This window comes from Streptomyces typhae (assembly GCF_009755605.1).
Classification (GTDB): domain Bacteria; phylum Actinomycetota; class Actinomycetes; order Streptomycetales; family Streptomycetaceae; genus Streptomyces; species Streptomyces typhae.
This window is the reverse complement of record NZ_WPNZ01000007.1, coordinates 175,456-199,461: the sequence shown is the minus strand read 5'-3', so window position 1 is coordinate 199,461 and position 24,006 is coordinate 175,456. Positions and strand designations below refer to the sequence as shown.

At 73.4% G+C, this 24,006-nt stretch carries 21 protein-coding genes and 1 tRNA gene; 13 read left to right on the top strand and 9 right to left on the bottom strand.

Annotation, left to right across the window (positions count from 1 at the left end; translation table 11 throughout):
* Window positions 1–68 precede the first annotated feature (68 nt).
* A tRNA-Ala gene (locus tag GPA10_RS14820) sits at window positions 69–142 on the top strand.
* Window positions 143–216: 74 nt separating this feature from the next.
* Here the strand turns inward: GPA10_RS14820 and GPA10_RS14815 are convergent.
* On the bottom strand, window positions 217–1,140 hold the full coding sequence (locus GPA10_RS14815) for a sigma-70 family RNA polymerase sigma factor (RefSeq protein ID WP_157165912.1): 924 nt from the start codon (window positions 1,138–1,140) through the stop codon (window positions 217–219).
* Between the two features lie 76 nt (window positions 1,141–1,216).
* Between GPA10_RS14815 and GPA10_RS14810 the strand changes: the two genes are divergently transcribed.
* Window positions 1,217–1,966, top strand: a complete 750-nt coding sequence (locus tag GPA10_RS14810) for an FMN-dependent NADH-azoreductase (RefSeq protein WP_343040852.1) — start codon at window positions 1,217–1,219, stop codon at window positions 1,964–1,966.
* 28 nt (window positions 1,967–1,994) lie between these two features.
* Here the strand turns inward: GPA10_RS14810 and GPA10_RS14805 are convergent, their stop codons facing one another.
* Window positions 1,995–2,474: a GNAT family N-acetyltransferase gene (locus GPA10_RS14805; protein WP_157165911.1), complete on the bottom strand. Its 480-nt coding sequence runs from the start codon at window positions 2,472–2,474 to the stop codon at window positions 1,995–1,997.
* Between the two features lie 92 nt (window positions 2,475–2,566).
* Here GPA10_RS14805 and GPA10_RS14800 point away from each other — a divergent pair, with 92 nt between their 5' ends.
* Both GPA10_RS14800 and GPA10_RS14795 read left to right on the top strand, forming a co-directional pair.
* Window positions 2,567–3,355 (top strand): exodeoxyribonuclease III, encoded by a 789-nt coding sequence (locus GPA10_RS14800; RefSeq protein ID WP_058846065.1) that lies wholly within the window; start codon window positions 2,567–2,569, stop codon window positions 3,353–3,355.
* Window positions 3,356–3,503: 148 nt separating this feature from the next.
* Window positions 3,504–4,559, top strand: coding sequence for a DUF6528 family protein (locus tag GPA10_RS14795; RefSeq protein ID WP_246259101.1), 1,056 nt, complete (start codon window positions 3,504–3,506; stop codon window positions 4,557–4,559).
* Window positions 4,560–4,648: 89 nt separating this feature from the next.
* Here the strand turns inward: GPA10_RS14795 and GPA10_RS14790 are convergent, their stop codons facing one another.
* Complete coding sequence (locus GPA10_RS14790; RefSeq protein WP_058846405.1) at window positions 4,649–5,305, bottom strand: MerR family transcriptional regulator; 657 nt, start codon at window positions 5,303–5,305, stop codon at window positions 4,649–4,651.
* Between the two features lie 209 nt (window positions 5,306–5,514).
* Here GPA10_RS14790 and GPA10_RS14785 point away from each other — a divergent pair, with 209 nt between their 5' ends.
* From GPA10_RS14785 to GPA10_RS14775, 3 genes are read left to right on the top strand one after another with little or no spacing between them, the layout of a single operon-like run.
* A complete protein-coding gene (locus tag GPA10_RS14785; RefSeq protein WP_157165910.1) occupies window positions 5,515–7,056 on the top strand; it encodes a flavin-containing monooxygenase in 1,542 nt (513 codons plus the stop codon).
* Window positions 7,053–8,030 (top strand): alpha/beta fold hydrolase, encoded by a 978-nt coding sequence (locus GPA10_RS14780; protein WP_157165909.1) that lies wholly within the window; start codon window positions 7,053–7,055, stop codon window positions 8,028–8,030. The genes GPA10_RS14785 and GPA10_RS14780 overlap by 4 nt, the downstream gene beginning before the upstream one ends.
* Entirely contained in the window at window positions 8,027–8,914 is an 888-nt protein-coding gene (locus tag GPA10_RS14775) for an SDR family oxidoreductase (protein ID WP_343040850.1), read from the top strand. The genes GPA10_RS14780 and GPA10_RS14775 overlap by 4 nt, the downstream gene beginning before the upstream one ends.
* 104 nt (window positions 8,915–9,018) lie before the next feature.
* Here GPA10_RS14775 and GPA10_RS14770 read toward each other — a convergent pair whose 3' ends face one another.
* Together GPA10_RS14770 and GPA10_RS14765 are read right to left on the bottom strand one after the other, a co-directional pair.
* Window positions 9,019–9,231 carry a hypothetical protein gene (locus GPA10_RS14770; protein ID WP_157165908.1) on the bottom strand — a complete coding sequence of 71 codons (213 nt, stop codon included), beginning with the start codon at window positions 9,229–9,231 and terminating at the stop codon, window positions 9,019–9,021.
* A gap of 80 nt (window positions 9,232–9,311) precedes the next feature.
* Window positions 9,312–12,788 (bottom strand): S41 family peptidase, encoded by a 3,477-nt coding sequence (locus GPA10_RS14765; RefSeq protein WP_157165907.1) that lies wholly within the window; start codon window positions 12,786–12,788, stop codon window positions 9,312–9,314.
* Window positions 12,789–13,012: 224 nt separating this feature from the next.
* On the opposite strand from GPA10_RS14765, the gene GPA10_RS14760 reads away from it, so the two are divergent.
* Window positions 13,013–13,618: a TetR/AcrR family transcriptional regulator gene (locus GPA10_RS14760; RefSeq protein ID WP_157165906.1), complete on the top strand. Its 606-nt coding sequence runs from the start codon at window positions 13,013–13,015 to the stop codon at window positions 13,616–13,618.
* Window positions 13,619–13,744: 126 nt separating this feature from the next.
* Window positions 13,745–15,982 carry an MMPL family transporter gene (locus tag GPA10_RS14755; protein WP_343040849.1) on the top strand — a complete coding sequence of 746 codons (2,238 nt, stop codon included), beginning with the start codon at window positions 13,745–13,747 and terminating at the stop codon, window positions 15,980–15,982.
* A gap of 90 nt (window positions 15,983–16,072) precedes the next feature.
* Here GPA10_RS14755 and GPA10_RS14750 read toward each other — a convergent pair whose 3' ends face one another.
* Window positions 16,073–16,453: an SsgA family sporulation/cell division regulator gene (locus tag GPA10_RS14750; protein ID WP_058846057.1), complete on the bottom strand. Its 381-nt coding sequence runs from the start codon at window positions 16,451–16,453 to the stop codon at window positions 16,073–16,075.
* 269 nt (window positions 16,454–16,722) lie between these two features.
* On the opposite strand from GPA10_RS14750, the gene GPA10_RS14745 reads away from it, so the two are divergent.
* The 4 genes from GPA10_RS14745 to GPA10_RS14730 are packed head-to-tail and all read left to right on the top strand — an operon-like array spanning window position 16,723 to window position 20,766.
* Window positions 16,723–17,931, top strand: coding sequence for an energy-coupling factor ABC transporter permease (locus tag GPA10_RS14745; protein WP_157165905.1), 1,209 nt, complete (start codon window positions 16,723–16,725; stop codon window positions 17,929–17,931).
* Between the two features lies 1 nt (window position 17,932).
* Complete coding sequence (gene cbiQ, locus GPA10_RS14740) at window positions 17,933–18,697, top strand: cobalt ECF transporter T component CbiQ (RefSeq protein WP_343040847.1); 765 nt, start codon at window positions 17,933–17,935, stop codon at window positions 18,695–18,697.
* Window positions 18,682–19,461, top strand: coding sequence for an energy-coupling factor ABC transporter ATP-binding protein (locus tag GPA10_RS14735; protein WP_157165904.1), 780 nt, complete (start codon window positions 18,682–18,684; stop codon window positions 19,459–19,461). Before cbiQ ends, GPA10_RS14735 begins: the two co-directional genes overlap by 16 nt.
* A gap of 36 nt (window positions 19,462–19,497) precedes the next feature.
* Window positions 19,498–20,766 (top strand): serine hydrolase domain-containing protein, encoded by a 1,269-nt coding sequence (locus tag GPA10_RS14730; RefSeq protein ID WP_157165903.1) that lies wholly within the window; start codon window positions 19,498–19,500, stop codon window positions 20,764–20,766.
* A gap of 196 nt (window positions 20,767–20,962) precedes the next feature.
* On the opposite strand, the gene GPA10_RS14725 is transcribed toward GPA10_RS14730, so the two are convergent.
* The 3 genes from GPA10_RS14725 to GPA10_RS14720 form a co-directional block, all read right to left on the bottom strand.
* A complete protein-coding gene (locus GPA10_RS14725) occupies window positions 20,963–21,814 on the bottom strand; it encodes an EamA family transporter (RefSeq protein WP_343040845.1) in 852 nt (283 codons plus the stop codon).
* The gene (locus tag GPA10_RS43365; RefSeq protein WP_281364797.1) at window positions 21,811–21,936 is read right to left on the bottom strand and encodes a hypothetical protein; all 126 of its coding nucleotides are present in this window, start codon (window positions 21,934–21,936) and stop codon (window positions 21,811–21,813) included. The genes GPA10_RS14725 and GPA10_RS43365 overlap by 4 nt, the downstream gene beginning before the upstream one ends.
* A 185-nt stretch (window positions 21,937–22,121) precedes the next feature.
* Window positions 22,122–23,852, bottom strand: coding sequence for a penicillin-binding transpeptidase domain-containing protein (locus GPA10_RS14720; RefSeq protein WP_343040844.1), 1,731 nt, complete (start codon window positions 23,850–23,852; stop codon window positions 22,122–22,124).
* Window positions 23,853–24,006 lie beyond the last annotated feature (154 nt).

Below are 24,006 nucleotides of genomic sequence, written 5' to 3'. Positions count from 1 at the left end.
AGCAGGAGCAGCGCGGGGACGGATTTCCGAGCACCCGGATGGGGATGCTAGAGTTTCACTCGTTGCAAGGGCCTGTGGCGCAGTCTGGTAGCGCACCTCGTTCGCATCGAGGGGGTCTGGGGTTCAAATCCCCACAGGTCCACTGCACATGAAGATCCCGTCCGATCGAAAGATCGGGCGGGATCTTTGCGTTGCCCGCGCTCGCGCCCGTGCCGCTCAGTCGGGGACGACCGCCAGGGCGAGGCGCCGCAGGCGGGTGTGTCCCGCGATCACCTCGTACGAGGTGACCCTGCCCGCGGCCACCGCGACCCGCAGGGCGAGGACGAGCCGGCCGCGGGGAGCCACCACGATGCCGGGGGCGCCGTCGACCAGGGCGAGCGCGGCGTGCCGGGCGTTCGCGGTGAGCAGGACCGTCTCGCGGGCGACGGCGTCCGCGCCGTGGATCTCGGCGGCGGCGCCCGGGGGCAGCGCGGCGGGGTCGGCGCGGCGTACGACGTCCGGGGCGAGGACGGCGAGCAGGGCGTCGAGGTCGCCGCCGCGGGCCGCGGCGAGGAACGCCTCGACGACGTGCCGGTGCCGGGCCAGTTCCGCCGCGGGCAGGGCCGGGGTGCCGCGCACCTTGCCGCGGGCGCGGCTCGCCAGCTTCTTCGTGGCGACCGGGGACCGCTCCACGAGGGGGGCGATGCGGTCGAAGGGCACCGCGAACGAGTCGTGCAGGACGAAGGCGACGCGTTCGGTGGGGGTGAGCGTGTCCAGCACCACAAGGAGGGCGCGGCCCACCGACTCGGCCAGGAGGGCCTCCTCCTCCGGGCCGCGGGCATCGGCCTCGGCGGCGGAGGCGGCGACGGCGGCCGCGGTCCGGGTGACGTGGTCGGGGACGTGGCCGCCCACCAGGTCCTCCCGGCGGGAGGCGCGGATCCGCAGCAGGTCGAGGCAGATGCGGGAGAGCACCGTCGTCAGCCACGCCGGGAGGTTCGCCACCCGCGCGAGGGTGCCCGGGTCCGTGCGGCTCAGCCGCAGCCAGGTCTCCTGCACGGCGTCGTCCGCCTCGGCCGCCGAGCCGAGCATCCGGTACGCCACGGCACGCAGCCGCCCGCGGTGCGCCTCGAAACGGTCGGCGAGGCCGCCCTGGTCGTCCATCGGTCACCTTTCCCCGTCGTGCTCCGTCACCTCCTTGACGTAGCCGACCGTACGGAAGTGACAAGGAGCGGGTGCCGTGAGTGGTGTGGGGCAGGGCGGATTTCTGCTGCATCTGGATTCCAGTGCCGACCGGCGGGGGAGCTCGGTGACCCGGCGGCTCACCGGGGAGTTCGCGCGGATCTGGCGGGAGCGGCACGAAGGTGCCGGATACCGGTACCGGGACCTGGCCGGGGAGCCGGTGCCGCTGGTGGGCTCCGGGTACGTAGGGCTCGGGACGCGGGTGGAGCGGCAGGGGGTCGTGCCGCCGGAGAAGGTGGCCGCGCTGGCGGAGGGCGCCGAGGAGGAGCGGGAGTGGGCGCTGACGCTGCCGCTGGTGGCGGAGGTGCGGGCGGTGGGCGCGGCGGCGGGGACGCTGCTCGTCGGTGCGCCCATGTACAACTTCGGGGTGCCCGCGGCCCTGAAGGCGTGGATCGACCGGGTGTCCTTCCCCGGGGTCTTCACCGATCCGGACAGCGGGCGGGCGCTGCTCGGGGAGGTGCGGGTCGTGGTGGTCGCGGCGTGCGGCGGCGGGTACGGGCCCGGGGCGCCACTGGCCGCCTGCGACTTCCAGGTGCCCTACCTGCGGGCGTACTTCACGCGGCTCGGGGTGGCGGCGGAGCGGCTGCACGTGGTGCGGGCCGAGCTGACCCGGGCCCGGGACATCCCCGGGCTCGCCGCCTTCCAGGACGCCGCGGACGCCTCCCTCGCGGTGGCCAGGGAGGCGGTGGCCAGGGAGGCGGTGGCCCAGGAAGCTGCGGCCGGGCCTGCCGGGCTCGCCGGGAGCTGACGGGGCCCGGCACGGGGACCGGCGGTGACTACCGCAGCGGCTTGGCGTAGCAGCGGCTGAGGTCGTGGTTCCGGTAGTAGCCGAACTTCGGGCAGAGGGCGTAGCCGCTCGACGTGTACAGGGCGATGGCCTCCGGCTGCTTGGTGCCGGTCTCCAGGACCATGCGGTGGCGGCCCGCCGCGCGCGCGTCGTCCTCCAGAGCGGCCAGGATGCGGCGGGCGATGCCGAGCCCCCGGGCCTCCGGGGTGACGTACATGCGCTTGATCTCCGCGTCGCCGTCCGTGTACCCCTCGCCGTTCGCGTCCATGGTGCGCCAGCCGCCCGTGGCCAGCGGGGTGCCCGCGTCGTCGTAGGCGATCAGATACAGACCGACGGGGGTCTTGAACATGGTCGGGTCCAGGTACGTCACGTCGCCCTCGTCGCCGTAGCGCTCGGCGTATTCGAGCTGGACGCGGTCGTTCAGCTTGATCGCGTCGGGGTGGTCGAAGGCGACGGTCTGTATATTCATGCGCTCCATCGTACTTCTATGCAGGCTGCGGGCCGGATGGCACGCGGCGGTGGAATTCCGGGCGGCCTCCAGTGTGCCGGTATCGTGCCGGGATGCTCACAGTGACCAGCGTGAATGTAAACGGCCTGCGTGCCGCGGCCAAGAAGGGCTTCGTGGAGTGGCTCGCCGGGACCGGTGCGGACGTGCTGTGTCTCCAGGAGGTGCGGGCCGAGCCGCAGCAGCTGCCCGACGAGGTGCGCGCCCCCGAGGGCTGGTACGTCACGCACGCCCCGGCCGCCGCCAAGGGCCGCGCCGGGGTGTCCCTGTACACGCGGCGCGAGCCGGAGCGGGTGCGGGTGGGCTTCGGGTCCGCGGAGTTCGACGGCAGCGGCCGCTATGTGGAGGCCGACCTGCCCGGAGTCACCGTCGCCAGCCTGTATCTGCCCTCGGGCGAGGTGGGCACCGAGCGCCAGGACGAGAAGGTCCGGTTCATGGACGAGTTCCTCGTGTATCTGAAGGAGCTCAAGGAGAAGGCCGCCGCCGACGGGCGTGAGGTCCTCGTCTGCGGCGACTGGAACATCGCCCACCAGGAGGCCGACCTCAAGAACTGGCGGGGCAACAAGAAGAACTCCGGCTTCCTGCCCGAGGAGCGGGCCTGGATGACCGAGGTCTTCGCGGAGTTCGAGGACGTCGTGCGGGCGCTGCACCCGGACGTCGAAGGCCCCTACTCCTGGTGGTCCTACCGCGGCCGCGCCTTCGACAACGACACGGGCTGGCGCATCGACTACCACGTGGCGACGCCGGGCCTCGCCGGGCGCGCCGTCAAGGGGTACGTGGAGCGGGCGGCCACCCACGCCGAGCGCTGGTCGGACCACGCGCCGGTGACCGTCGTCTACGAGTAGGACACCCGGCGACCGGCAGGCCAAGACGCGGCGAAAAGTCCGGTCGAGGTCTGTCCCCGTCCCCTGCCGCGTGGCAGATTGCGGACGCGTACGCGACAAACGTACGCGACACATGTCGCGGCGCCGGCCGGTCACGCGGGGGTACGTCATGTCTGCTGGTCTTTCCAGACGAGGGCTGCTGATCGGGGCGGCGGCCGGTGCCGCGGGGGCCGCGCTCGCGGGCGCGCACCCCGCGGCGGCGGACGTGACCGCGACCGCCGCCGCCCGCCCCGCCGCCCCGGGCGTCCCTCCGGGCACCCCGCCCGTCCTGGTCACCGAGCAGGCGAGCAAGCGCCTGCTCCTGCTCGACCCGCGCCGCCGCGTCTGGGACCCGGCGGCGGACCCGGCCGTCGTGCGCTGGCAGTTCTCGCCCCTCGGCGACCCGCGCTACCAGGACCTGCGCCCCGACGTGAGCTGGGTGTACCCGTGCGAGGCGAAGGTGCGGCTGCACCGCAAGCGGACGCTGGTCCTGACCACGGCGTCGTTCGGGTTCGTGGCCGCCGTCGAGTACCCGTCGGGCCGGCGCTACTGGGGCACGGCGCTCGGCCCCGGCGACGACCTGTTCAACCCGCACAGCGCGGAGCTGCTGCCGGACGGCAATGTGGCGGTGGCGTGCAGCACGGGCGCGCTCGTGCGCGTGTACGCGGCCTCGCTCGGCCCCGACGCCGGCCGGTACGCGGAGGACCACCTCAAGGGCGCCCACGGCCTGCACTGGGACCGCGCCCGGCGGGTCCTGTGGGCGCTCGGCGACGACGAACTGGTGGCGTACGCGGTCGGCGGCACGGCGGCGCGGCCCGCGCTGACGCGGACGTCCGCGGTGGCGCTGCCCGTCGCGGTGCCCGGCAGGACGGCGGGCGGGCACGACCTGTTCCCGGTGGCGGGGCGGCCGGGGCGGCTGTGGGTGACGACCAACGCGGGCGTCCTCCAGTACGACAAGCGCACCGGGGGCTTCGTCCGCGACTACGCGGGGCACGAACTCGTCGACCGCGCCTCCGTGAAGGCCGTCGGCAACGACCCGCGCACCGGCCAGGTCCTCAGTACCGTCCCCGAGAAGGGACTTGAACAGACCTGGTGGACGACGCAGGTCACCGTGCACCGGCCCACGGCCGCGTACACGCTGGTGAAGGGCGGCATCTACAAGGCCCGCTGGTGGCTGCCGCGCTGATCCCGCCCGCCGGGACGCGGTCTGCCCGCGCTGATCCCGCTCGCCGGGACGCGGTCTGCCCGCACTGATCCCGCCCGCCGGGACGCGGTCTACCGCGCCGGTTTCTCGTCCGCGATCCGCCGGTCGAGCGCCAGCGACAGCTCCGCCTCCACCACGCTCTTCGCGACCGGCCGCAGCATCTCGACGCTGACGGCTGTGTCCGCCGGGTCGTCCGTGTTCTCAGGGGCGTGCGTGCGCACGACGGTCACGAACAACTCCGCGAGCGCGTCGGCGTGTTCGCGTACGCGCTGACCCGCCTCCAGGACGGCGGCGAGCGGTATCCCCTGGCGGACCAGGGTGGCCGACGCGTCCAGGAGGCGGCGGCTGATGTGCACGATGTCGTCGCCGTCGGTGCCGAGATAGCCGAGGTCGAGGGCGGCCGACAGATTCTCCGGGGTGACCTCGCCGGCGAACCGGTCGGCCAGCTCCTGCGGGGTGAGGCGGACCGGGGTCTCCTCCGACGGTCCTTCCATGCCGAGGAGTTCGGCGACGTCCCTGCCGTGCTCGAAGGCGTCGGCGAGCTCCGCGATGCCGCTCAGGGTGTGGCCGCGCTCCAGGAGGGCGGCGATGGTGCGGAGCCGGGCCAGGTGGTGCTCGTCGTACCAGGCGATGCGGCCCTCGCGGCGCGGCGGCGGGATCAGCCCGCGCTCGCGGTAGAAGCGGACGGTGCGCACGGTGATGCCCGCCTCCTTGGCCAGCTCCTCCATGCGGTACTCGCGTACGCCCGCGCCGCCTGCCGTTCCGTCCGCCGCTTCGTCTGCCACGCGTGCAGCCTATGTCGGCGCGGCCCCGGGGCGCCGGAGCCGTACCGCCGGTAACTTTCCCCGTCCACCCCCTACCCATGAGTACGAGGCTGTTCTACGCTCCCCATTGCGCCAGTGCTTACTGGCAGAGTCACGCATCGGGAGGCGTCGGCATGGCCGGGAGCGAACGTGTGGAACACGTACGGGTGGCGGTGATCGGCTCCGGGTTCGGCGGGATCGGGGCCGCCGTCCGGCTGCGCAGGGAGGGGGTCACGGACTTCGTGGTCCTGGAGCGGGCCGCCGCGGTGGGCGGCACCTGGCGCGACAACAGCTACCCGGGCTGCGCCTGCGACGTGCCCTCCCACCTCTACTCGTTCTCCTTCGCGCCCAACCCGGACTGGCCGCGCGCCTTCTCCGGGCAGGAGCACATCCGGGACTACCTGGAGGGGGTGGCGGACACCTTCCGGCTGCGCCCGCACATCCGCCTGAACACCGAGGTCCTGAAGCTGACCTGGGACGGCGACGCGTTGCACTGGCTGATCGAGACCAGCGACGGCAAGCTCTCCGCCGACGTCGTGGTCTCCGCCACCGGACCGCTCTCGGACCCGAAGACCCCGGACATCCCCGGCCTCGACACCTTCCCCGGCAAGGTCTTCCACTCCGCCCGCTGGGACCACGACTACGACCTGCGCGGCAAGCGCGTCGCCATGGTCGGCACCGGGGCCTCCGCGATCCAGATCGTGCCGGAGATCCAGCGCGAGGTGTCCCGGCTCACGCTGTTCCAGCGCACCCCGCCGTGGGTCCTGCCGCGCGCGGACCGGGCCATCAGCGGCGCGGAGCGCTGGCTGCACCGGCAGCTGCCGTTCACGACGCTGGCGCGCCGGGGCATCCTGTGGGGCATCAGGGAGCTCCAGGTGCAGGCGTTCACCAAGCGGCCCGACGAGCTGGGCCTGATCGAGCGGATCGCCAAGCGCAACATGATGCGGTCCGTGAAGGACCCGGAGCTGCGGGCCAAGCTGACGCCGACGTACCGCATCGGCTGCAAGCGCATCCTGCTGTCCAACGCCTACTATCCGGCGCTCGCGAAGCCCAACGTGGACGTCGTCGCGAGCGGCCTCGCCGAGGTGCGCGGATCGACCGTCGTCGCCGCCGACGGCAGCGCGGCCGAGGTCGACGCGATCGTCTTCGGCACCGGCTTCCACGTCACGGACATGCCGATCGCCGAGCGCGTCGTCGGCGCGGACGGCGTGACGCTGATGGAGAGCTGGAAGGACGGCATGAAGTCGCTGCGCGGCGCGACCGCCGCGGGCTTCCCCAACTTCTTCACCGTCATCGGCCCGAACACCGGCCTCGGCAACTCCTCGATGATCCTGATGATCGAGTCCCAGCTCAACTATCTCGCCGACTACATGCGCCAGTTGAACGTCATCGGCGGCAGGACCGCGCTCGACCCCCGGCCCCGGTCCGTCGACGCCTGGAACGACCGGGTCCAGGAGCGCATGAAGCGCACCGTGTGGAACACCGGCGGCTGCACCAGCTGGTACCTGGACGACAACGGCGTCAACACGACGGTGTGGCCCGGTACGACGACGGAGTTCCGCGCGGCGACACGGCGCGTGGACCTCTCCGAGTACGAGGTCCTGCGCGCCCCCGGGGCCGCACGGCCGGCCGCGGCGGGCAGGGCCGGGGGCGCGCGGGCGGGGGCCACCGCATGAGCAGGCTCACGCACGTCCGCAGCGGACCGTACGCGCCGCCCGTCCCCGGGCACGAGCTGACGGCCGTGTCCGCCGACGGCGCCCGCGTGCACGTGGAGGTGCACGGGCCCGAGCACGCGCCCGCCGTCGTCCTCGTGCACGGCTGGACCTGCTCGACGGCTTTCTGGGCGGCGCAGGTGCGGGCCCTTTCGGACACGTACCGCGTGATCGCCTACGACCTGCGCGGGCACGGCCGCAGCGAGGCGCCCCTGGAGCCCGCCGGGTACAGCACCCGGGCGCTCGCCGACGACCTGGAGGCCGTGCTCGCCGCGACTCTCGCGCCCGGTGAACCCGCCGTGCTCGCCGGGCACTCCATGGGCGCGATGACCCTGCTCGCGGCGGCGGACAGGCCGGGGGTGCGGGAGCACGCGGCGGCCGTCCTGCTGTGCAGCACGGGCAGTTCGCGGCTCGTCGCCGAGTCCACGGTGGTGCCGCTGCGCGCCGGGCCGCTGCGGACCCGGATCACGCACCGCGTCCTGGGCGCGCGGGCGCCCCTCGGGCCGGTCACGCCGCTGGCCATGCGCGTCCTCAGGTACGGCACGATGGGCGCCGGTTCGCCCCGGGAGCGGGTGGAGGCGTGCGCGCGGATCGTGCACGCGTGCCCGCGGGTGGTGCGCTACCGCTGGGCGCACGTCCTCGGCGAGCTGCACCTGGACGCCGGTGTCGGCGAACTGACGGCGCCCACGGCGGTGCTCGCGGGCGCGGTGGACCGGCTCACGCCCGTGGTGCACGCCCGCCGGATCGCGGACGCGCTGCCGCACTGCGTCGGCCTGACCGAGCTGACGGGCGTCGGCCACATGACCCCGATCGAGGCACCGGAGGCGGTCACGGACCGGATCGCGGAACTGGCCGAGGCGTACGTCGTGCCCCAAGGAGCGCGGGGCCACCAGGGGCAGCAGCACCAGGGACAGCAACGGGAGAGGGAGGACGCGTGAGCAGGGTCAGCCTTGAGGGACAGGTCGCCGTCGTCACGGGAGCGGCGCGCGGAGTCGGTGAACTCCTCGCCCGCAAACTGTCGGCGCGCGGCGCGCACGTGGCGCTCGTCGGACTCGAACCGGACGAGCTGAAGCAGGTCGCCGCGCGGCTGCACGGCGACGCCGACCACTGGCACGCCGACGTCACCGACCACGAGGCGATGGCGCGCGTCGCCCAGGAGGTCAAGGAGCGGTTCGGCAAGGTCGACATCGTCGTCGCCAACGCCGGGGTGGCGAGCGGGGGTCCGTTCCTGACGTCCGACCCGGTCGCCTGGCGGCGGGTGATCGAGGTCAACCTGATAGGCAGCGCGGTGACGGCGCGGGCGTTCCTGCCCCTCCTGATGGAGAGCCGCGGCTATCTCCTCCAGATCGCCTCGCTCGCCGCGATCACGCCCGCACCGATGATGACCGCGTACTGCGCGTCCAAGTCGGGCGTCGAGGCGTACGCGCACGCGCTGCGGGCCGAGGTCGGCTACAAGGGCGTGAAGGTGGGCGTCGGCTATCTGTCCTGGACCGACACCGACATGGTGCGCGGCGCCGACGCCGACGACGTGATGCGCGACATGCGGCAGCGGCTGCCGTGGCCGTCCAACAAGACGTATCCGCTGGGGCCCGCGGTGGACCGGATCGTCGCGGGCATCGAGCGGCGCTCCGCGCACGTGTACGCGCAGTGGTGGCTGCGGGGCATGCAGGGCCTCAGGCCGTATCTGCCGGGGGTCATCGCCACTGTGGGGCAGCGCGAGGTGCGGCGGCTCGCACCCCGCCTCGACGGGGTGCGGGTGGGGCTCGTCGGGGCCGGAGGGGCCGCCGACGAGGTGGCCCGCTCGGAGCGCGGCGGCGGGTGAGGCAGCGGAAGCGGGGCCCCGCCCGTGCACCGGGTGGGCCCCGCTTCTGTGCTGCGCGGCAGCGCGGTACCGCCACCGCTCAGTTCCAGTGACAGTGACAGTGACTAGGCGTCGTAGTCCTGATTGAACTTGTCCTGGGCTTCCTGGGAGGCCCGGTCGGTGTCGTTCGTGTCCTTGGAGGCCTTGGAGGCCTTGGAGGCGCGGTCGCGGGCCTGCGAGGCACGCTCGCTGCCCTCCTCCTTCGCCTTGCCCATGGAGTCCTGCGCCTTGTCGCGCATCTGGTTGGCCTTGTCCTGGAACTGGTCCTTGATGCCCATGGAGTTCACTCCCGTGATGGGTGAGGGGATCGGGGCTCGACCAGACTCACACGCCGGCGCGCGGGCCGCATGTCGATCAGTCACTCTGCGTTGCGGGGCGGCAGCGGCGGGCGGCGCCGGTCGGGCACGTCCGAGTAGCCGGGCGGCACGGCGGGCGGCTGCCGCTCCAGGAGGTCCAGGGCGAGGTACACCGCGTCAGCGAGCTGCGCGTGCCGCCCCTCCGCCCAGTCCAGGGGCGTCCGCACCACCGCGAGGTCGGGCTCCACGCCGTGGTTCTCCACGGACCAGCCGTAGGCGTCGAACCACGCCGCGTTCATCGGCACCGTGATGACCGTGCCGTCCCCGAGCGGGTGCCGCCCGGTCATCCCGACCACCCCGCCCCACGTCCGCTGCCCCACCACGGGGCCGAGCCCGAGCAGCTTGAACACCGCCGTGATCATGTCGCCGTCGGAGGAGGTCGCCTCGTCGGCGAGGGCGACGACCGGGCCCCGGGGGGCGTTCGACGCGTACGACACGGGCTGGGCGTCCCGGGTGAGGTCCCAGCCGATGATCTTCCGGGTCAGCTTCTCCACCACCAGCTCGCTGATGTGGCCGCCCGCGTTGCCCCGCACGTCCACGAGCAGCGCGGGCCGCGACATCGCGAGCCGCAGGTCCCGGTTGAACTGCGCCCACCCCGAACCGCCCATGTCGGGGATGTGCAGATAGCCGCACCGGCCGCCGCTCAACTCCTGTACGACGTCACGGCGCTTGGCCACCCAGTCCTGGTACCGCAGCGGCCGCTCGTCGACCAGCGGCACGATCGCCACCCGGCGCGCCCGGCCGCCGCCCTCCGCGGGCCGGAAGGTCAGCTCGACCGTCGTGCCGCCCGCCGCCGCGAGCAGCGGGTAGGGGCCCGTCACCGGGTCCACGGGCCGCCCGTCGACGTGGGTGAGCACCGCGCCGTCCCGGATGCCGGCGCCGGCGAGCGGCGACCGCGCCTTGGAGTCGGAGGACTCGCCGGGCAGGATCCGCTTCACCACCCAGCCCTCGTCCCGGTGCACGAGGTTGGCGCCGAGCAGGCCCATCGCCCGCTGGTAGTGCGGCGGCCCCTCGTTGCGGCGGGCGGCGGTGACGTAGGCGTGCGAGGTGCCCAGTTCGCCGAGGACCTCCCGGAGCAGGTCGGCGAACTCGTCGGGGGACGCGACGCGGGCCACGAGCGGCCGGTACTGGTCGAGCACCGCGTCCCAGTCGATGCCGCACATCCCCGGCTCCCAGAAGTAGGCCCGGATGAGGCGGCCCGCCTCCTCGAAGGACTGCCGCCACTCGGCGGCCGGGTCGACGTCGTGCAGGACGCGCCGCAGATCGATCCAGACGGTCGTGTCGAGGTCGCCGGACTCGGTGGACGGCACGGCCCGCAGGTCGCCCTCATCCACGACCACGAGCCGCGAGCCGTCCCCGCTCGGAGCGAACCAGTCCAGGTGGTCGACGAGTTCGTACTTCTTGGCCTTGGTGATGTCGAAGTACTCCAGCGTCGGACGCCCCGACATGTCCGCCGGGTTGGCGAAGGTCTCGCCGAGCGCGCCCGAGATGGGCCAGCGCAGCCAGACCAGGCCGCCGCCGCTGACGGGGCACAGCGCGGAGTACTTCGACGCCGCCACCGGGAACGGTGTCACGCGGCTGGCCAGGCCCTCCGCCTCCACCGTCACCGTGCCCTCGCCGGGGCCGCCGCCCCGGTCCTCGGGGGCCGGGTCAAGGCCGCCCGCCGCGGGCCGCCCGTCGGGCAGCAGCGCGAACGGCGACGGTGTCGCGGACGACAGCGGCACGAGGTAGGGGCGGCAGCCGAGCGGGAAGGACAGGTCGCCGGTGTGCACGTCGTAGACCGGGTCGAAGCCGCGCCACGACAGGAAGGCCAGATAGCGGCCGTCCCGGGTGAAGACCGGGTTCTCGTCCTCGAACCGGCCGTTGGTCACGTCGATGACCGTGGGGGCGCCCGGCCCCGCGATCCGCGCCAGCTTGATCTGCCGCAGGGACCTGCCGATGCCCGGGTGCGACCAGGTGAGCCACGCCCCGTCCGGCGAGAACGCGAGATCGCGCACCGGCCCGTTGACGGAACGGATCAACTCGGTGACTTCGCAGTCGGGGGCGGCTTCCCCTTCCCCTTCCGCCTTCCCTTCTGCCTGCCCTTCCGCCTCCGGAGGCGCCTCCGGCGCGGTCCCGAGCACCGGCGCCCCCGTCACCGTCCTCCCCACGACGACGGTGCGCACCCCGCCCGGCGCCCCCGGGCCGTCCGCGCCGTCCAGGCCGTCCGCGCCGTCCTCCGGCACCGTGACGAGGAGCAGCCGCCCGTCGTGCGAGGCGACCGCGAGGCGCTCGCCGTCCGGGTCGGACACCAGCTCGTGCACCCGCCCGAGCCGCCCGCCCGCAAGGCGGGTCGTCTCCCGGGTGCCGCTGGCCCGCGGCAGACAGGCGATCTCGATGGCGTCCTCGCCCTCCGCGTCCGTGACGTAGGCGACCTTCCCGCCGGTGCCGAGCATCTCCGGGAGCCGTACCCGTACGCCCGGGGTGTCGGCGACGGTGCGGGCGGGTCCGTCGCGGTGGGTGAGCCAGTACAGGCTGCCGCGGACGACGACGGCGCTCGCGCGGCCCGTGGTGTCCACGGACAGCGCGTCGAGGTGGCGCGAGGCCGGTACCTGGTAGACGCGGCGGCCCGGCCGCGGACCGCCGATCTCGATGTCGACGCGGCGCGGTACGGAGTCGGCCGCCAGGTCGTCCACCAGCCAGATCTCGCCCGCGCACTGGTAGACGACGCGGGTGCCGTCGCTCGCGGCGTGCCGCGCGTAGCAGGCGTCGTGGTCGGTGTGGCGCCGCAGGTCCGTGCCGTCGTGCCGGCAGGAGTAGAGGTTGCCGACGCCCTCGTGGTCGGAGAGGAACGCGATGCGCCCGGACACGAACATCGGGGAGTCCAGGTGCCCCCCGAGGTCTTCGAGCAGCCGCTCGCCGTGCAGCCAGAGACGGCCGGTGGCACCGCCGCGGTACCGCTTCCAGGCGGCCGGTTCGTGCGGCGGCTTGCCGGTGAGCAGCAGCGTCCTGCGGTCGCACTCGCCCTCGGCCGCGCCGCCGTCGCCGGCCGTGTCGAGGACGGCGATGTCGTGGACGGGACCCCACGGCAGCTTGCCGCCGGGCGAGCCGTCGGTGGGCACGCTGTAGGCCCAGCAGAAGTGCGAGAACGGCTGGCCGTGCGAGGACACGGCGAGGATGTCGCCGTCCGGCGTCCAGCCGCAGACCCGGGTGTCGGTGGACCCCCAGTAGGTCAGGCGCCGCGCGGGCCCGCCGTCCACCGGCGCCAGATGGACCTCCGGGTCGAGGCTGCGCCAGCTCGTGTACGCGATGTGGCGGCCGTCGGGGGAGAACCTCGGGTGGCCCAGCTTGGTGCGGTCCGCGGTGAGGCGGTACGCCCGTTGTGCGGGCGCGCTCTCCTCGGTCAGGGGTGCCACCCAGAGGTCGTCCTCTGTCACGAAGCACAGGTGGTCGCCGCTCACGTGCGGGAAGCGCAGGTAGGCCTGGGTCACCCTCCCCATGCTTTTCCGTACTCCTTGGCGTGGCAACTTATGGGGCTTTGCCCCTTTCCCCCTGTCGGCGCTCCGCGCCGCGTCCTCGAGCGCCGGACGGGCTGGAGGCGGACTCCGCGGGCGGCCGCGCGGAACGGTGTGTTCCAAGACACGTACGAAACCGTTTCGTTTCGTTATTGCGGGGCATACGATACGGAGCAGAACAGCGGTCCCATCGCGGAGGGAGTCGGCACATGGCCGAGACGGTGGCCGGCACGACGGTGTCGGCACGGCGGAGCCGTATCACCCCCGAGCGCGCGGCCGAGCTGTACGAGGCCGTTCTCGACCTGCTCCGCGAGGTCGGGTACGACGGCCTCACGATGGACGCGGTGGCCACCCGTACGCGGTCCAGCAAGGCCACGCTCTACCGCCAGTGGGGCAGCAAGCCGGAGCTGGTCGCGCGGGCCCTCAGACACAACAAGCCGGTGTCCCTGGACGACATCGACACCGGGTCCCTGCGCGGGGACCTGCACCAGATGGTCATCCGCTCGGACGACTGCCAGATGCAGCGGGACGCCGCGCTGATGCGGGGTCTGCTCCACGCCGTCCACGAGAACCCCGACCTGCACGAGGCGCTGCGGAACCTGCTGATCGAGCCGGAGATCACCGGCTTGAACACCGTGTTGCGCAGAGCCGTGGAACGCGGTGAGGTCGCCGCGGACAACCCGGCGTTGCAGTACGCCGTCCACGTCCTGATCGGCGGCTTCGCCGCCCGCGACCTCATCGAGGACCGCCCGGTCGACGGCGCGTTCCTCGCTTCCTACATCGACGCCGTGCTTCTCCCCGCCCTCGGCGTCTGACCAGCACACCCCCCTTCACCTGACGCGACCGCTCACGTCGTCGGGCCGATACCTGCTGCCCGCAGCCCCCTGCGCCGCAGTGCCCCTGCCCTGCCCTCACCACGACCTGACCGGGAGTACGCCCTCGTGGCCACATTCCTCTACAAACTCGGCCGACTCGCCTTCCGGCGACGGCACTTCGTCGCCCTGATCTGGGTGGCGCTGCTCACCCTCGCCGGTGTCGGTGCCGCGTCCGCGCCCACCGCCGCCTCCAACTCCTTCTCCATTCCGGGCACGGAGGCCCAGCGGGCCTTCGACCTCCTGGAGCAGCGCGCCCCCGAGGCCAGTGCCGACGGCGCGAGCGCCCGGGTCGTCTTCAAGGCACCGGACGGCGCGAAGGTCACCGACCCCGACCGCAAGGCCGCCATCGAGAAGACGGTCGCCGCGCTCGGCTCCGGCTCGGACCAGGTCGCCGCTGCCGCCGACCCGTTCGCGGCCAAGGCCGTCTCCAAGGACGGCACGACCGCCTACGCGTCCGTGACGTACAAGGTCACCTCCATGGAGCTGACCGACGACAGCCGCGACGCCCTGGAGAAGACCACCGACGAGGCCCGCACCGACGGCATGACCGTCGAGGTCGGCGGTGACGCGCTGCAGGCCATGCCGCACACCGGCGCCACCGAGATCATCGGCATAGCCGTGGCGGCCGTCGTCCTCGTCATCACCTTCGGCTCGCTCGTCGCGGCCGGTCTTCCGCTGCTCACCGCGCTGATCGGCGTCGGCATCGGGGTCTCCTCGATCACCGCGCTCGCCAGCGCGCTCGACCTGGGGTCGACCACCTCGACGCTCGCGATGATGATCGGCCTCGCCGTCGGCATCGACTACGCGCTCTTCATCGTCTCCCGCTACCGCGCCGAACTCGCCGAGGGCCGCGAGCGCGAGGACGCGGCCGGACGCGCCGTCGGCACCGCCGGGTCGGCCGTCGTCTTCGCGGGCCTCACCGTCGTGATCGCCCTCGTCGGCCTCGCCGTGGTCAACATCCCGATGCTCACCAAGATGGGCACGGCCGCCGCCGGTACGGTCGCCATCGCGGTCCTGATCGCGCTCACCATGATCCCGGCGCTGCTCGGCTACGCGGGCAGGAAGGTCAAGCCCGCGGGCGAGAAGAGCAAGCTCCTCGGCGGCCGCAGGGCGGCGGCCGGGGCCGGTGGTGGCGCGGAGCGCCCCGCCAAGGAGAACCTCGGCACCCGCTGGGCCCGCTTCGTGGTCCGCCGCCCTGTCGCCGTCCTGCTGCTCGGCGTCCTCGGCCTCGGCGCCGCCGCCGTACCGGTCGCCCAGCTCGAACTCGGCCTGCCCGACGACGGCGCGCAGCCCACGTCCACGACCCAGCGCAAGGCCTACGACCTGATCGCGGACAACTTCGGCCCCGGCTTCAACGGCCCCCTGATGACGGTCACCGACCTCAAGGGCGTCGACGACCCGAAGGGCGAGGCGGCCGCCGTCCAGAAGAAGATCGCCGGCATGGACGACGTCCTCTCGGCGAGCCCCCCGCAGTTCAACAAGGCGGGCGACACGGCGATGATCACCGTCGTGCCGTCGTCCAAGCCCAGCGGCACCGAGACCGAGGACCTGGTGCACGCGATCCGTGCCGAGGCGAAGGACGTCAAGGCCGACAGCGGCGCCGACGTCATGGTCACGGGCAGCACCGCCATGAACATCGACGTCTCGCAGAAGCTCAACGACGCCCTGCTGCCGTATCTGGCGCTGGTCGTCGGGCTCGCCTTCCTCCTCCTGATCGTCGTCTTCCGCTCGATCCTGGTCCCGCTCAAGGCGGCGCTCGGCTTCCTGCTCTCGGTGCTCGCCGCGCTCGGCGCCGTGGTCGCGGTCTTCCAGTGGGGCTGGCTCGGCTCGCTGTTCGGCGTCGAACAGACCGGCCCGATCATGAGCATGATGCCGATCTTCATGGTCGGTGTGGTCTTCGGCCTCGCGATGGACTACGAGGTGTTCCTCGTGACCCGGATGCGGGAGGCGTACGTGCACGGCGAGAGCCCGCACGAGGCCATCGTCACCGGCTTCAAGCACGGGGCGCGGGTCGTGTCCGCGGCGGCGGTCATCATGATCGCGGTGTTCGCCGGGTTCATCGGCTCCAGCGAGCAGATGGTCAAGATGATCGGCTTCGGCCTCGCGATCGCGGTCTTCTTCGACGCGTTCATCGTGCGCATGGCGCTGGTCCCGGCGGTCCTCGCGCTGCTCGGCCGCAAGGCCTGGTGGCTGCCGAAGTGGCTGGACCGCACGATGCCGAACGTGGACGTCGAGGGCGAGGGCCTGCGCGACACGGCGGGCCAGGGCGACTCCGACGGCAAGCGGGAGCTGGTGAACGCCTGACGCACCGGGCCGCGGGTCCGGGACCGGCCGCGGGTCCGGGACCGGCGGCCGGTCCGCGCCCGTGGCCCCCGGTCCGGAGCCTTCCCCGGGTCAGCGGCCGACGGGCGAGGCGGCGGCCGTCCGCGTACGGCGCAGGAAGCGGATCAGCGCCGACGAGTCGAACTGCATGACGGCCACCCCCGCCGGTGAGTGGAACTCCACCACCGCCTGTACCCGGCCGCACGGCCAGACGGTCACGTCACCGCTGCGCGCGGGGGTCCGCAGCCCCCGCTCCAGGAGCTCGCGCGCCACCACCCACTCGGCTCCGCCGGGCAGCCCCACCAGGCGACTGCCCTGATTGCCCGGGAGGCCGACCCGCACCGACTGCGGGTCGGCCTCCGCGTCGTAGCGGAGCGCGACGGGAACGACGACGTGTTCGTCCGGGGAGTCGGTGACCAAAAGGGCCCGGGTGTACTGCTCGACTGCGGACATGCGCCCTACTCCTCGTCATCGTTCCGGCCCACGTCTGATGGCCACTCCCTAATGTCCCATATGTACGTAAATGTTACTCGCGTACGCTGCCGGGACAGGGGGCGCCCGGTGTGCCGGACGGGCGCGCAATCGTTGGCGGCCCGCTCTTGCTAGCGATTTGCAACAACGCCCATCATTGAAAGGTTCACGAGCGACCCGCTCGGAGCGAACCGCTCTCGTCGTGAGTGCCTCCCCACCCTCACGACATGCGCCTTTCCAGGAGCACGCGCATGCATGTCCCCGATGGCTTCATCAATGCGCCCGTTTCCGCCGCCGCCGGAGCCCTCGCCGCCGGCGCGATCGCCGTGTGCCTGCGCGGCGCGCGCAGAGAACAGGCGGCCCTGTCCCCGGCGGGCGCGGTGGCGGACGGAGGCGAGCGCACCGCGCCGCTCGCCGGGCTCGTCGCCGCCTTCATCTTCGCCGTGCAGATGCTGAACTTCCCGGTCGCCGCCGGGACCAGCGGTCATCTCCTCGGCGGCGCGCTCGCGGCGATACTCGTCGGCCCCTGCACCGGCGTCCTGTGCGTCGCCGTCGTCCTGCTCATGCAGGGGCTGCTCTTCGCCGACGGCGGCCTGACCGCGCTCGGCGTGAACGTCCTCGTCATGGCGGTCGTCACGACCGTCGTGGGGTACGCGGTCTTCCGCGGCCTGGTGAAGGTGCTGCCGCGCGGGCGCCGCTCGGTGACGGCCGCGGCGTTCACCGCCGCGCTCGTCTCCGTACCTGCCGCGGCCGCCGCCTTCACCCTCGTCTACGCCGTCGGCGGCACCACGGACGTGCCGCTCGGCAAGGTCGCCACCGCCATGATCGGCGTCCATGTCCTGATCGGCGTCGGCGAGGCCGCCATCACCGCCCTCACGGTCGGCGCGGTGATCGCCGTCCGGCCCGACCTCGTGTACGGAGCGCGCGGTCTGACCGTTCCGCTCAAGCTGCGCGTCGGCGGGGAGCTGGTCGACGCCCCGGCCGCGCCCGCCACCCGGGCCGCCCCCGCCGCCTCCGCGTCGCCCGCCCGCTCGCACCGCACACTCTGGGCCGCGGGCCTCCTGGCCTCCCTCGTCCTCGCGGGCTTCGTCTCCTTCTACGCCTCCACGGACCCCGACGGCCTGGAGAAGGTCGCCGCGGACAAGGGCTTCGACAAGGGCGAGAAGGAGCACGCCGCCGCGGACTCGCCGCTCGCCGACTACGGCGTCGGGGACATCGCCGACACCCGCCTGTCGGGCGGCCTCGCGGGCGTCATCGGCGTCGGCGTGACGGTGGTCGCGGGCAGCGCGGTGTTCTGGGCGGTACGGCGACGGCGTACCGGTGGTGACGACGGGCCCGCGTCGACGGCCGTCGAAGGTACCCCGACGCCCCGTGCCGTCGGGGCCGAGCCCGCCCCCAGGGCCGAGCCCGCCCCCAGGGCCGAGCCCGCCCCCAGGACCCAGCCCGCCGAGGACGCCTGACGTGGGGGCCGGTCACGCCCACCGCCTGTACCGGCACGCCCGCTCCCCGGTGCACGCCCTGCCCCCGCACACCAAGCTCACCGCCGTCCTCTGCTTCGTCCTCGTGGTGGTGTCCACACCGCGCGAGGCGGTCTGGGCGTTCGCGGTGTACGCGCTGCTGCTCGCGTCGGTGGCGTACGCGGCCCGCGTACCGCCCGCGTTCTGGCTGAAGCGGCTCCTGATCGAGGTGCCGTTCGTGGCGTTCGCGCTGCTCCTGCCGTTCGTGGCGCAGGGCGAGCGGACCGGCGTCCTCGGCCTTTCACTGAGCGTCGAAGGGCTCTGGGGCGCCTGGAACGTGCTCGCCAAGGGCACCCTCGGCGTCGCCGCGTCCGTGCTGCTCGCCGCCACGACGGAGCTGCGCGACCTGCTCCTCGGCCTGCAACGCCTGCGGCTGCCGCCGCTCCTCGTACAGATCGCGTCCTTCATGGTGCGCTACGGCGACGTCGTCACGGACGAGATGCGGCGCATGCGCGTCGCCCGCGAGTCCCGCGGCTTCGAAGCGCGCGGAGTGCGCCACTGGGGTGTGCTCGCCAAGTCCGCGGGCGCCCTGTTCATCCGCTCCTACGAACGGGGCGAGCGGGTGCACCTCGCCATGGTCAGCCGTGGCTACACCGGCACGATGCCGGTCATCGACGAGGTGACGGCGTCCCGCGCCCAGTGGACGTACGCCCTCGCCCTGCCCCTCACCGCCCTCGCCGTCTGCCTGTTGGGATGGACCCTCACGTGACCACCACACGTCCCGCGCCCCCCTCCCTGGAGGTCGCGGGCCTCGCCTACGCCTACCCCGACGGCCACCAGGCCCTGTTCGGCGTGGACCTGAGCATCGCCCGCGGCGAACGCGTCGCGCTGCTCGGGCCCAACGGTGCGGGCAAGACCACCCTCGTCCTGCACCTCAACGGCATCCTCACCGCGGGCGCGGGCACCGTCACGGTCGCAGGCCTTCCCCTGGGCAAGCGGCACCTCGCGGAGATCCGCCGCAAGGTCGGCATCGTCTTCCAGGACCCCGACGACCAGCTGTTCATGCCGACGGTGCGCGAGGACGTGGCGTTCGGGCCCGCCGCGGCCGGAGTGCGCGGTCCCGAACTGGAGGCCCGGGTCCTGAAGGCGCTCGGCCGGGTCGGCATGGCCGCGTACGCGGACCGCCCGCCGCACCACCTGTCCTTCGGGCAGCGGCGCCGGGTCGCCGTCGCCACCGTCCTCGCCATGGAGCCGGAGATCCTGGTACTCGACGAGCCGTCCTCCAACCTCGACCCGGCGTCGCGCCGCGAACTGGCCGACATCCTGCGCTCCTTGGACGTCACGGTCCTGATGGTCACGCACGACCTGCCGTACGCCCTGGAGCTGTGCCCGCGGGCCCTGATCCTCAGCGACGGCGTGATCGCGGCGGACGGCCCCACCGGCGAACTCCTCGCCGACAAGGACCTGATGAGCGGCCACCGCCTGGAGCTGCCCTTCGGCTTCGATCCGAAGACGGCGGCGCGCGAGGGCTGATGGAATCTTCGGTGCCGGCACCACGTTGTGCTGTACATGAACAGTGACGTGGAGGCGGCCGGGGTGCACGGCACCGTGGCCGACGGGTTCGAGCCGGTCAGGGACGCCTTCGTGCGCAACTTCGCGGCGGCGGGGGAGCGCGGGGCCGCGGTCGTGGTGTACCGCGACGGGCGGCCGGTGGTGGATCTGTGGGGCGGGGCGAGGGACTTCGACGGTGCGGGGGCGGATGCCGGGGCCGGGGCGCTGGGTGGGCCCGCGGTGCCGGGCGGGCCCGGGGTGCCGGGCGGCGGGTCAGGGGTGACCCCGGCCGCGCCCTGGGAGCGCGGCACCGCGCAGGTCGTCCGCTCCGCGACCAAGGGCGTCGCGGCCGCCGCCCTGCTCCTGCTGCACCAGCGCGGCGACCTCGACCTGGACGCCCCCGTCTCCACGTACTGGCCGGAGTTCAAGGCGCGCGGCAAGGACGGCGTCCTCGTCCGGCACGTCCTCGCGCACCGGGCCGGGGTGCCCGCCCTCGACGTGCCGCTGACGCCCGCGCAGGCCCTCGACCCCGACCTGGCCGCCGCCGCGGTCGCCGCCCAGGCGCCCTTCTGGGAGCCGGGCACGGACCACGGCTACCACGCGCACACCTTCGGCTGGCTGACGGGGGAGCTGGTGCGGCGCGTCACCGGGCGCTCGATCCGGGACGTGGTCGCCGACGAGATCGCCGGGCCGCTCGGCCTCGACCTGTGGATCGGTCTTCCCGACGCGGAGACGGGCCGGGTGGGGTGGCTCGGGCGGCTCGATCCGCCGGCCGCCACGGGGCTCCGGGCACGGGCCAAGCCGGAGGTGTCCGCCGCTCACCGCGACCCCGAGTCGCTCACCCGGCGGGCCTTCGGGGTGGTCGAGCCGTTCCCCGACGAGAACTCCGCCGCCTATCACGCGGCCGTGCTGCCCGCCTCCAGCGGGATCGCCACGGCCGGGGCGCTCGCCCGCTTCTACGCCGCGCTCATCGGCCCCGTGGACGGTGCCGCCCCGCTCTTCTCCTCCGCCACCCTCGCCCTCGCCCGCACCGAGGCGTCCGCCGGGCCCGACCGCGTCCTCGTCGTCCCCACCCGCCTAGGCCTCGGCTACATGCTCCACGGGCCCTCGTCTCCCCTGCTCGCCCCCACGTCCTTCGGCCATCCCGGCCGGGGCGGCGTCCTCGCCTTCGGCGACCCCGAGTCCGGGATCGCCTTCGGCTACGTCACGAACGGGATGAGCAAGGGGGTGACCGCGGACGTGCGGGCGCAGGGGCTGGTGCGGGCGGTACGGGCCGCGGCTGCGTAGCCCCCGATCCCGCCCCTTCCCGATCCTGGGGCTCCGCCCCAGACCCCGTATCGGCGCTCCGCGCCTCGTCCTCAATCGCCGGACGGGCTGAATACGTGCCGGTGAGTTCCAGCCCCTCCGGCGTTTGAGGAGCGGGGTCTGGGGCGGAGCCCCAGTTTCGGGAAGGGGCGGGCCTGGGGCGCCCCGCGAAGGCACCTCACCCCGCGTGCAGCATCAACCCGATCCCCGCGACCATCACCCCGGCGGCCACGATCCGCGACCACCCGAACCGCTCCTTGAAGAAGACGGCCCCGATCCCCGCCCCCACGATGATCGAGGACTCGCGGAGGGCGGAGATGGGCGCGAGGTCGGCCCGGGTCTGGGCCCACAGGACCAGCCCGTACGCGGCGACGGACAGCGCGGCCCCGAAGAGCCCGACGGCGGCGAAGGGCCGCAGCCGGGCGCCGAGCCCCCCGCGCCAGCGCCACACGGCGTACACGGGCACGGCGATGCCTTCGAGGATCATCAGCCAGGCGATGTAGCCGAGGGAGGAGCCGGAGGCGCGTACGCCGAGGCCGTCGACGACGGTGTAGGAGGCGATGGCGACACCGGTGGCGAGCGCGGCACCGATCGCCGCCCAGTCCGGCCGCTTCCCGGTGCCCCGGATCCCCCACAGGGCGAGCCCGGTGAGCCCGGCCGAGCAGACGGCGACCCCGGCGGCCTGCCACCCGCCGGGCACCTCCCCGGCGAACACGGCGGCGAGCACGGTCACCACGAGCGGGGCGGAGCCGCGGGCGATGGGATAGGCCTGCCCGAAGTCGCCGAGCCGGAAGGACCGCATGAGCAGCACCATGTAGGCGACGTGCAGGACGGCGGACAGCGCCAGGTAGGGCCAGGCGGCGGCCGCGGGGAACGGCGCGAAGGGCGCCATGGCGAGGCCGATGAGGGTGCCGCCGCCGGATATGAGGGTGAAGCCGATCAGCTTGTCGGTGATGTGGTGGGCGATCGCGTTCCAGCTGGCGTGGGTGACGGCGGCGAGCAGGACGGCCGCCGCGACCAGCGGGGTCACTGAACGGGTCCGGCGGCCTCGTCCACGGTGGGGGTGACCTCGTCGGGGCCCGCGGCACGCGGGGCCCCGACGAGACGGGGGTGGGCGCCGACGGCGCCCGGTTCCATGTCCGTAGTGCTCATGAGCTGCACGCTAGCGGTACGTGCGTATGACACGCGAGTGTCTTCCACATGAGCGTGACGTGATACTCAGCGCCGCGCGAGCGGCATCGCTCGGCGCCGCGCGACGGCTTCGGCTCGGCGCCGCGCGACGGCTTCGGCTCGGCGCCGCGCGACGGCTTCGGCTCGGCGCCGCGCGCTGGCTCCGCTCAGCGCCCCGCCAGCAGCATCGCCCGCACCACGGGCCCCGCCGTGTCCCCGCCGTGCCCGCCCGCCTGCACGACGGCCGCCGCGGCCACGTCGCCGCGGTACGCGGTGAACCAGCCGTTGGGCTTCTTCTGGTTGTCGACCTCCGCGGAGCCGGTCTTCGCGCCGGAGTCCGAGCCGAGCCCCCGCATGGGTTCCGCGGCGGTCCCGGACACGCCCGTGAAGTGCATCAGGTCACGCAGGTCCGAGACGGTCCTGCTGGACATCTTGCGCGGGGCGGTGGCGAGCTTGCGGCCGTCCATGTCCGGTGCGACCAGATAGGGCTGGCGGAACGTGCCGGACTCGACGGTGGCCGCGACCGACGCCATGTTCAGGGGGTTCATCCGCACCCCGCCCTGGCCGATCAGGGAGGCCGCCATCTGCGCGTGCGACTGCACGGGCACCGCGCCGTCGAACGTGGGGACGCCGACGGACCAGTTGTCACGGCCGAGGCCGAAGACGTCCTGGGCCTGCCGGGTCAGGTCGTCGTTCTTCAGCTCCTTGGCCTGGCTGATGAAGGCCGTGTTGCAGGAGCGCGCGAAGCTCGCCCGGAACGTACCGCCCTTGATCTTGAACTTGTTGTCGTTCTGGAACTTCCAGCCGCCGTACGTCTCGTACTTCGGGCAGGGGTGCTTCTTGTCGACGCCCGCCAGGTCCTTCTCCAGGAGCATCGACGCCGTGATGACCTTCATGGTCGAGCCCGGCGCGAGGGAGCCCTGCATGGCCGTGTTGAAGCCGCCCGGGTTGGAGTTGGCGACGGCCAGGATCTCCCCGGTGGACGGCTTGACCACCACGACCGAGGCCTGCTTGCGCTTGGCCGTCTCCTTCTCCGCCGCCGCCTGCGTGCGTGCGCTGATCGTCGTCCTCAGCGTGCCCGGGGTACCGGGGGACAGGTCGAGGAGTGTCTTGTCAGGGGTGTCCTCGGCGTCGCTCTTCTTCGCCGACGAGCCCTCGCCGTTCTTGCCGTCCTTGCCGTCCTTGTCGTTTCCGCCCTGCTCCGGCTCGGCGCGCACCACCCGCAGCTCCACGCCCGCCTTGCCGCCCGCCTCCTTGCCGAACTTCTCCCGCAGGCCGTCGAGGACCGTGCCGAGCGAGGGGTACTTCGCGGCGGTCAGCGGGGCGCCGTCCCGGTCCACGGCCTTGATCGGCGGTACGCCCGCCGCGCCGGTCACCAGGCGGTCGCCTGGCCGCAGTTCGGGGTGCAGCACGGTCGGCCGCCAGTCGACCAGGGTCCGGCCGTCGGCCGCCCGGCGTACCACGGTCAGCGCGGTCTCGTACGCGTACGGCTTCTTCTTTCCCCCGTACGAGACCGTGGCCGCGGCCTTGAAGGGCACTTTCGCGCCCTTGCGCGCGGTCTGCTTGACGGGGGTCAGCCGGACCTCGGAGATCCGGGCGTCCTTGCGGTAGGAGGTGAGCGCGGTCAGCGCCGACTCCCGGTCGTCGGTGAGGGCCGCGGCCCCGGCCGCGTCGCCCTTCTCCCACGCGGCGAGGAACGCCCGTGCGGTGGTGCGCACTTCGGCGGCCGTCGGCGGGCCCGTCGCCACCGACTTCTCGTCGCCGTCGCGGCCGCTCCCGCCGTTCCCCACCACGGCGTACGCGGTGACTCCCACGCCGCACACGATGGCCACCGCCGCGCCGCCGAGCACCACCGGGTGCACCTTCTTGCGCTCGGTGGCGCGTCTCCTCTTGCCCACAAGCCCTCCGCAATCCCCTTCGGCCCCCGTCACACCACAGTCACCGGAAGCCCAACCTAGCGGCACGCACACCGCCCACCGACCACGGCACCCGTCCGCCGGGACGACCGCGTGCGCTCATCGGCGTACGTGGAGTCCCCGGCGTACATGGAGT